The following is a 7,607-nucleotide window of genomic DNA, read 5'->3' as shown; positions in this document are numbered from 1 at the left end:
CCCGGCGGCCGGAGCCCGCCGCGAAGCCCGTCGCGAAGCCCGCGTCCACCGGCCACTCCAGGGCGGACAGCTTCCAGGCCGCCGCGCCGTCCGCGCCGACGAAGAACACCTGGAGCGGCGACCAGCCGCTCTCCCAGGCGCGCAACGCGCACCGCACCAACACGAAGGAGCAGTTCCAGGCGGCGCTGGACAGCGACGCCAACTGGTTCGAGGGCGACGTTCGCAAGGAGCTCAACCGGAACTCGCCGGAGATGCGCCACGACACGGGCCACGAGGACGGGGACAACCTCACCCTCCACGAGTGGCTGACGATGGGCAAGGCGTCCGGGCGCGGCCTGAAGCTGGACATCAAGGAGGGCGACCAGATGCCGGCCGTCCTCGCCGAGCTGGAGAAGGTGGGCATCCGCGAGGACCGGCTGATGCTCAACCTGGGCTTCGAGGACATGAAGAAGTGGGGCCCGGAGATCCGCGAGCGCTTCCCCAACGCCATCCTCGCCATCAATCCACCGCCCACGGACGGGCCCGTGAAGGCCGGCGACGCGGCGAAGATGGTGGCGTTGGCGAAGGAGCTGGGCGGGCCGGCCACCTTCGTGGTGCGTCACGACCTGCTGACCGACGGCGCCATCCAGACCTTCCTCCCCGCGGGCACCGTCTCCGTGTGGGGCGAATCAAAGGACCCGGTGAAGGCCGGCGAGGACCTGCGCGCGCGCGGCGTCAACGGCGTGGTGGACATCGCCGGGCCCCACGGCAACAGCTGGGGCGACAAGGTCGACGCAGCGAAGAACTGGGTCAAGACCGGCTGGGACAAGCTCTTCTAGGTGCCCAAGCAGGACGGTTTCAGGCCGCCACGGGGTGCTGGGCCCGGGCGGGGAGGGCTTCCGGGTTGAAGCCCGCCCACGCCGCGCGCAGCCGCTGGAAGAGGTCGTGCAGCGGCTGCCCCTCCTTCTCGTACTGGTCCGGGGGGAGCTGGAGGAGGTGCCTCAGCAGCACGAAGCAGAGGGTGGCCTCTCCCGCGGACTCCAGCGTGGTGAACTGCGTCTCGTTCGTGAACCACAGCGTGGTGGGCATCTGACAGGCCTGCCCGGCCAGGGCCACGAGGCGCGGCCCGGGCTTCATCCACGGGTGCTTCGAGTACAGCGGGGCGTGGTCCTCCGTGAGCGTGTAGATGAGGGTCGGCACCTGGCGGCCCTGGAAGTCGGGGTCCTGGGACACGCTGTCGTAGATGAGCCCACGCACCCGCTTCATGAAGATGCTGGAGGTGAGCGCCAGCGACGAGGTGACGCGCAGCACCAGCATCTGCGCGAACTCCAGCACCGTGAGCTTCCGGAACGACGGCCAGGCGTCGATGTCCACCTGCTTGCGGAGCAGGGCGTTGACGTCCTGCAGCCGGAGGCGGGCCCACACCAGCGCCACCGCCACCGCCGCGCTCAGGAGGCCGGGGACGATGTACACGAAGGCGTCTCCCAGCTCCCAGCCGCCGTCGAGCGCGTCGTCGACCGCGCGCCACCCCAGGCAGAGCGCGGATGCCAGGGTCAGGAAGAACAGCCCCCACGCCATCCAGGAGACGCCGTTGAGGGTCACCCAGCCGCGCTTCGTCGGATTCGGAGGGACGTCGTAGATCCGCTTCTCCTTCGTGCTGACGTCGGAGATGACCAGGGTGGGGGCGAGCCGCGCGTCGTCGAACGCCAGCAGCAGGCTGTCCACCCCCTGGTTGTCGTAGATGCCGCCGTCCATCAGCGGCAGCCCCTGGGTGAACTCCGGCCCCAGCTCCTGGAGCGCGGCGTCGAGCGGGAACTCCCGGGGCCAGTGGAACTGCTGGGGGAAGACGAGCGGTTCGAAGCCGCCCGGGAAGCACGACGACGCGGCGGCCACGTCCGCCAGCCGGACGTGCCGGGCCACGGAGCGCGGCAGCGGGGTGTTCTTGTTGCCTGGCCTCACGTCCGGCCTGTCGCTGCGCCGGAAGCGGAAGTCGGATCCGGTGTGGAACTCCGTGGCGTTGAAGATGAGCTCCTGGAACTGGAGGCCGCTTGCGTCCAGGACCTCACCGAAGCGCCGGTCGTCGAGGAAGGAGCGCCGGGAGTAGACGTCCGCGGCGGAGCGGATGAGGCTGGCCCAGGTGTGGCTTTGGTGCTCCCGGTCCGAGGTCAACCCGGTCAGCGCCTCCGCGATGACGTTGGTGCCCTTCAGCCAGCCCGCGTAGGTATCGTGGAACTCCGTGAAGGGCTTGCCGTCGAGCTGGCTCACCACCCAGGCCAGCCCCGTGAGGGTGCCTCCCGACACGGTGGACAGCCCCACGACGTCCGGCAGCAGCCCCATGCCGTGCAGGAACCGCAGCGTTCCCAGGTGGAACGTCGCCGCGCGGTAGCCACCGCCGGACAGGGACAGCGCCAGGGGCCCCAGCGGACCGTACTGACGGGAGGTGTCGGGACGCGGCGAGTCAGGGCTCATGGAGGTTCTCGGCCGTGCGGGAGTGGAGGTGGTGGCGAGCGTAGAGCAACGCCCATGCCGCTCGGAACCACCCTCCGGGGAGGCACGCCCACCGCCCTGGCCCGCGTGCGGAGGGAACGCGGTGCGTCCCCGCATCACGCAAGGCGCACGGGGAGTTCGTTGATGGGCCAGGGCTGGACCCGACTCATTCCTCGCTTGCTTCGTCGGCGTAGGAGTCCGACTCCCTGCACGACAGCCGGATGAATTTGCCTGCCTTCTCCTGGGCTTCCCACTCAAGCGGAGTGCAGCACACGTCTTTGCCAACACGTACCCTGCAGTTGTTCTCGCGGGCAAAGCGGTGGAGAGAGACATCGTCGCCCGCCGTATTCGACAGCAGCACCGAAAACCCGTTGTTGACGCAGCAGCCGATCCACTCCTCCAGGTACTCATATTCAACGGCAAGCACCTTCCGGCCGAACAACTCGAACTCGCTGAGCGGCTTGTAGAAGTGCGAGTAGTCCTGCTGCGTAAAGGGTTTGTCGATCATCTTCGCGTCGACCCATGCTCGTTCTATCGCTCGGAGCGCTTTCCGGTCGCCGGGAGAGCCGTCTTCTTCTGGTGCCACCTTGCTCGCCACCAGGCCCTGGAGGAGCAGATTCGCGGGTTCCACGACGGGGAAGGCGGAATGGAGGTTGGCGCGCCACCAGTCGGAGCCGACCTTCTCCTCCAATGCCTTGGAGCCAGGCACAGGTTCACCGATGGCGCTGGCCTCGGGCGCCTGGCTTGACGTGGGCCTCGACTCTCCCATGAGGAGGGTGGTCGCTGCCGCACCCACGACCGCCCCTGCCGCGAGGATGAGGGCAAGGATTCTTCCCGCCCTGGGTGTCAATGCGCTCATGCCTTGGAGAATGGCACAGTCTCCCCGCATCCGTGGAGCAGGCGCGGAGCCAGCCAGGCTCGCGCCCCCAGCCCGGCCTTACGTCAGGTGCTGTATGAGGAGGGGTGGGGGCGGGGCGCTGGTGGATGGGTTCAGCTCAGAATGGGCACGGCACGCCGCTGTGGCAACGCCGACCGTGGATCAGTCTGGTGAAATAGTTGCTCGAATACGTGTCCATGGAGTTCACGGTGTATACCAGGTTGAGATGGCCTTGGTAGTCGATGCCTGTGTCGATACCGGCGAGCGTCGCACTGGCAGAAAAGTCTGACAGGGTGCTGAAGGTGTGATTGAAATACAGCACCTCGGCATGCCGCAGATATCTCCCGTTGGCATCGTCATAGAAGACATGCATCTTGCCATCGAAAGCAATGGCGCTCAGGGCACGGCTCGCGACGGACCCACCCACACCGTCCAGGAATTGCTCCGGCCCACTCACCGAGTTGTATAGCAGGTCGAGACTGTCCAGATCGCGGTAGAACACATGGGGGGTTCCCTGGAACATCACTGCGGAAATGGGAGCGCCGAGCCTGCGCAGGATTCCCGAGTGGAAATGGAATGACCAGTTGGAGCCATCGTAGAAGGCCCGCCGCACGTCCCCGTTGGTCTCATCGACGTAGAAGACGTGGAGTTGATTGCCGTCGACGAGCACGGAGAGCGCCTGTGCAGCTCCGCTGAGATTGACATCCAGCCGGCCATTCGGGCCCCCATCCCCGTCAAGCACCTCGTACAGCCAGGTGCTGGTGTTGGGGTCTCGCCAGACATGCCGGAGGCGCAAGAGGCCGGCCTCGATGTAGAAGACGTGATTCGTTCCGCCATAGCGGACCGCCTGCATCGCGGCGGTGGATCCAAATATGGAGGCGCCCCCTCCAGTGGTTCCGTCGACGAGCAGGTGATTCCAGGTGCTGGAGTTGGGGGCCTGCCAGGCCTGCCATAGCTGGTTGATTTTCGGGAACCCGAGGACGGGGCTTGCGTAGCGGACATGGAAGACATTCCGGAAGCCGGCATCCGTGAAGGCAGTGAGAGGAGCGCTGCCAAGGGCGTCGACCACCGTCGTGGACGCCGCTCCTCCCGACAAGGGCTTGCTGAGCTGGATGAAGCCGCTGGTCGACCCCGAGTGGCATGATCCGGCTTCGCACGTCGTCACCGACTCGGATTTGCCATACGTCACGTCGAACCGGTCATCTTTGAACGACAGGCCCGGTCTGGAGAGGAGTGCATGCTTGGTCACATCCGCCGTGTAATACGGATACGTCCCAGAGTAATAGCTGTCCAACTGTTGGAACTGGAAGCTCTGGGCGAATGCAAGACTCGGGATTGCGGCCAGCAGCGCCGCTGCCATGATTACGCGTCGAGACGACACTGTCTGTCACCTTTGGTTTTGGGGGCGGCGCTCGCGGCAATACGGCCGGCCGCTCAACGCCGGGCTGCTTGATACCCACTGTCCAACGAACCTCGACTGACGTCGCTACCTCACTTCAGCTACATCGGAGTGGCGACGCCGCTATCGAGGTGGCCGTTCATTTCGTATACGTGCGCTTCCGCTCTTCCTGGTTGTCGGCGCCGCTGGCCATCTGCGAGATGTAGTGGTGGTGAAGAAATGCAATGACTCGTGCCGCTCACGCCGCGACCTCCGGCGTGCGCGTCTCCATCCACCGGCGGAACGCCTCTACTCGCGGGCCGCCTTCCGCCGGGCGCCGGGCTTCTCCCCGGGAGCGCGAGCCTCCACCGGCGGCGGGGGCTTCGCGTCCTGCGCGGCGTAGTCGCGGGCCTCGGCGAGCAGCCACTCGCGGAACGCGGCGAGCCCCGTGTGGTCATCCGAACGCGGGGGATACACGAGGTGGTGCGCGCGGTCCGTCTTGAGACACTCGGAGAAGAGGGGCACGAGCAGGCCCGCCGCCACCAGCGGGCGGATGAGGGTCAGCCGTCCCAGGCCAATGCCGAGCCCCTCCACCGCGGCGCGGTTCATCGTCTCCGTGTCGTCGAAGTTGGCCACGAAGCGCCGGGGCGGGGTGCCGCCGAAGCGCTCGAACCAGGGGCTCCAGGTGGAGGCGTTGCCCAAGAGCGGGAAGCGCTCCAGCGTCTTCAGGGTGGGCCGCCCCATCCGCGCGAGGAGTGCCGGGCTCGCCGACGGGGTGACCGGGTCGTCGAACAGGTGCACGCTGCGAAGCCCCGGCCAGGGCCCCGTCCCGAAGCGCAGCCCGGCATCGATGTCCGTCTCCCGCGCGAAGTCCACCACCTCCGTGCTCGACTGGAGGTTGATCTCCAGCTGGGGGTGGAGGGCGACGAAGCGCGGCAGGCGCGGCACCAGCCAGCTCGTCGCGAGCGACGGCAGCAGCGTGAGCGTCAGCACTTCGTCACGCCGCGCGCCGTACGGTCGCATCGCGTGTTCAATCGCGTCGAGGTGCTCGGCCACGCGCTCGAACAGTCGGCGGCCGTCCGCCGTCAACTCGACGCCGCGCGCGTTGCGCACGAAGAGGCGCTGATCCAACTGCTCCTCCAGGCCGCGAATCTGATGGCTCAGCGCGCTGACCGTCAGGTGCAGTGACTTCGCTGCGCGCGACAGGTTGCCGTGGCGCGCGGCGGTGACGAAGCCCTGCAGGGCGTACAGGTACGGGCGGGGCATGGGAGGTCACCACCTTGAGCAGAATTCAAACCAGGGTTGCAAAAGCATCGCTTTTCGCCTGGGGAGCATGTCCGTACCTTGAGGGGAGTTCAACGAGGCACGCAAGGAGACGCGACATGAGCATCTACAAGGGAATGTTGATGTTGGGGGGTTACCTGACCCATGTCGAGCACCTCGAGGACGCTTCGCGGAACCCCTGCCCGGAGGCGCCGGAGGCCCGCCCGGCGGGTGGGCGGCGGGTGGCGTCACCGCGCACCGTGCCGGCGCTGACGCCGGTCAGCGAGGGGCCGGGCTGCGTGGCGGGTGGGTGCTGCTGAGTGGCGCGGCGTCCACGGCACTTCCGTGGACGCCGCCGCGTCGCATCTGGTCAAGTGCCGCCAGCTCACTTCCCTGGGAGGGAATGCATGGACGGCACGTACAGGTCATTGCGCATCGAGAAGGGTGAGGGCGTCGCCGAGCTGGTGCTCACCGGCCCGGGCAAGGGCAACGCCATGGGCCCCGACTTCTGGCGGGAGATGCCCGAGGCGCTCCGCGCGCTGGACGACGACGACGCCGTGCGCGTGGTGTTGGTGCGCGGCGAGGGCAACCACTTCACCTACGGCCTGGACTTGATGGGGATGATGGAGTCCCTCGGGCCGCTGCTCACCTCCGAGGGCAACCTGGCGCTGGAGCGCAGCCGGCTGCTCAAGTTGATTGGTGAGATGCAGCAGGCCACCGAAGGGGTGGCGCGGTGCAAGAAGCCCGTCATCGCCGTGGTGCATGGCTGGTGCATTGGCGGAGGCATGGACCTCATCGCCGCGTGTGACTTCCGGTACTGCTCGCAGGAAGCGAAGTTTTCCCTGCGCGAGGTGAAGGTCGGCATTGTCGCGGACCTGGGGGCGCTCCAGCGGCTGCCGCGCATCATCGGCGAGGGGAACACGCGCGAGCTGGCCTACACCGGCGGCGACGTGGACGCGGCGCGCGCGCTGCGCATGGGTCTGGTCAACGAGGTCTTCCCCACGCCCGAGGCCCTGCTCACGGAGGCGCGGGCGACGGCGCGGCGCATCGCCGACAACCCGCCGCTCGTCATCCAGGGCGCCAAGCAGGTGATGGAGTACTGCGCGGACAAGTCCATCGCGGATGGGCTGCGCTACGTGGCGGTGTGGAACTCGGCCTTCCTCCAGTCGCATGACCTGACGGAGGCCTTCTCCGCCTTCGCCGAGCGCCGGCCGCCCCGCTTCCAGGGACGCTGACGCGCCCGCATCAGCCTGCCATCGTGAGCACCCGCACGGTGGCGACCTACTCGGAGGCCAGGGCCATTCGCTGGCCCATGGGGCCAATCTCCAGGCCTGTCACCCGCGCACGGGGCGGACCCACCACGGGAATGATGAACCACTCCGCGCCCATCAGGGCGGAGGGCCCGCGCAGCGAAGCCCCCGGGTCCAGCACCCGCTCCACGCTGCCGTCGGGGCCGTGGAAGGCGACGCGCAGCGGCCGGAGCGGGCCGTGGGCCTTGACGTAGAAGGCGTAGCGGTCGCGGTCGCTTCCCGCGCGGCCGGACGCGAACCCCAGCACCTCCAGGGCGCCCTCGCGCAGGGACAGGCGCGTGATGCCGTCGGGCAGGGGCGCGGGGGTGGGGAG

At 67.9% G+C, this 7,607-nt stretch carries 7 protein-coding genes and 1 pseudogene; 3 read left to right on the top strand and 5 right to left on the bottom strand.

The window, feature by feature from the left end; translation table 11 throughout:
* A partial coding sequence (locus tag D7V93_RS32525; protein ID WP_120647082.1) for an FAM151A/B family protein occupies nucleotides 1-818 on the top strand: 818 nt, incomplete at its 5' end.
* A gap of 19 nt (nucleotides 819-837) precedes the next feature.
* Here the strand turns inward: D7V93_RS32525 and D7V93_RS32520 are convergent.
* From D7V93_RS32520 to D7V93_RS32505, 4 genes are all read right to left on the bottom strand, one after another.
* A complete protein-coding gene (locus tag D7V93_RS32520; RefSeq protein WP_244237654.1) occupies nucleotides 838-2,448 on the bottom strand; it encodes a patatin-like phospholipase family protein in 1,611 nt (536 codons plus the stop codon).
* Nucleotides 2,449-2,632: 184 nt separating this feature from the next.
* On the bottom strand, nucleotides 2,633-3,262 hold the full coding sequence (locus D7V93_RS32515; protein ID WP_147451457.1) for a hypothetical protein: 630 nt from the start codon (nucleotides 3,260-3,262) through the stop codon (nucleotides 2,633-2,635).
* Nucleotides 3,263-3,461: 199 nt separating this feature from the next.
* Nucleotides 3,462-4,703, bottom strand: coding sequence for a PLL family lectin (locus tag D7V93_RS32510; RefSeq protein ID WP_120647080.1), 1,242 nt, complete (start codon nucleotides 4,701-4,703; stop codon nucleotides 3,462-3,464).
* Nucleotides 4,704-5,030: 327 nt separating this feature from the next.
* A complete protein-coding gene (locus D7V93_RS32505) occupies nucleotides 5,031-5,987 on the bottom strand; it encodes a LysR substrate-binding domain-containing protein (protein WP_120647079.1) in 957 nt (318 codons plus the stop codon).
* 116 nt (nucleotides 5,988-6,103) lie between these two features.
* On the opposite strand from D7V93_RS32505, the gene D7V93_RS32500 reads away from it, so the two are divergent.
* Nucleotides 6,104-6,304 carry a hypothetical protein gene (locus D7V93_RS32500; RefSeq protein WP_120647078.1) on the top strand — a complete coding sequence of 67 codons (201 nt, stop codon included), beginning with the start codon at nucleotides 6,104-6,106 and terminating at the stop codon, nucleotides 6,302-6,304.
* Nucleotides 6,305-6,391: 87 nt separating this feature from the next.
* The gene (locus D7V93_RS32495; RefSeq protein ID WP_120647077.1) at nucleotides 6,392-7,219 is read left to right on the top strand and encodes a crotonase/enoyl-CoA hydratase family protein; all 828 of its coding nucleotides are present in this window, start codon (nucleotides 6,392-6,394) and stop codon (nucleotides 7,217-7,219) included.
* Between the two features lie 46 nt (nucleotides 7,220-7,265).
* On the opposite strand, the pseudogene D7V93_RS45345 reads toward D7V93_RS32495, so the two are convergent.
* Nucleotides 7,266-7,607: pseudogene (locus tag D7V93_RS45345) on the bottom strand (dolichyl-phosphate-mannose--protein mannosyltransferase); the annotation flags it as partial.

Origin of the sequence: Corallococcus llansteffanensis, assembly GCF_003612055.1 — a bacterium.
GTDB classification, from domain to species: Bacteria; Myxococcota; Myxococcia; order Myxococcales; family Myxococcaceae; genus Corallococcus; species Corallococcus llansteffanensis.
The sequence above is the reverse complement of the archived record's forward strand: the minus strand, read 5'-3'. Positions and strand labels throughout refer to the sequence as shown.

What these genes read in the sequence shown, in the direction of transcription:
- D7V93_RS32520 (WP_244237654.1), bottom strand. Translation starts at nt 2,448, where the DNA reads ATGAGCCCTGACTCGCCGCGTCCCGACACCTCCCGTCAGTACGGTCCG.
- D7V93_RS32510 (WP_120647080.1), bottom strand. Translation starts at nt 4,703, where the DNA reads ATGGCAGCGGCGCTGCTGGCCGCAATCCCGAGTCTTGCATTCGCCCAG.
- D7V93_RS32505 (WP_120647079.1), bottom strand. Translation starts at nt 5,987, where the DNA reads ATGCCCCGCCCGTACCTGTACGCCCTGCAGGGCTTCGTCACCGCCGCG.
- D7V93_RS32500 (WP_120647078.1), top strand. Translation starts at nt 6,104, where the DNA reads ATGAGCATCTACAAGGGAATGTTGATGTTGGGGGGTTACCTGACCCAT.
- D7V93_RS32495 (WP_120647077.1), top strand. Translation starts at nt 6,392, where the DNA reads ATGGACGGCACGTACAGGTCATTGCGCATCGAGAAGGGTGAGGGCGTC.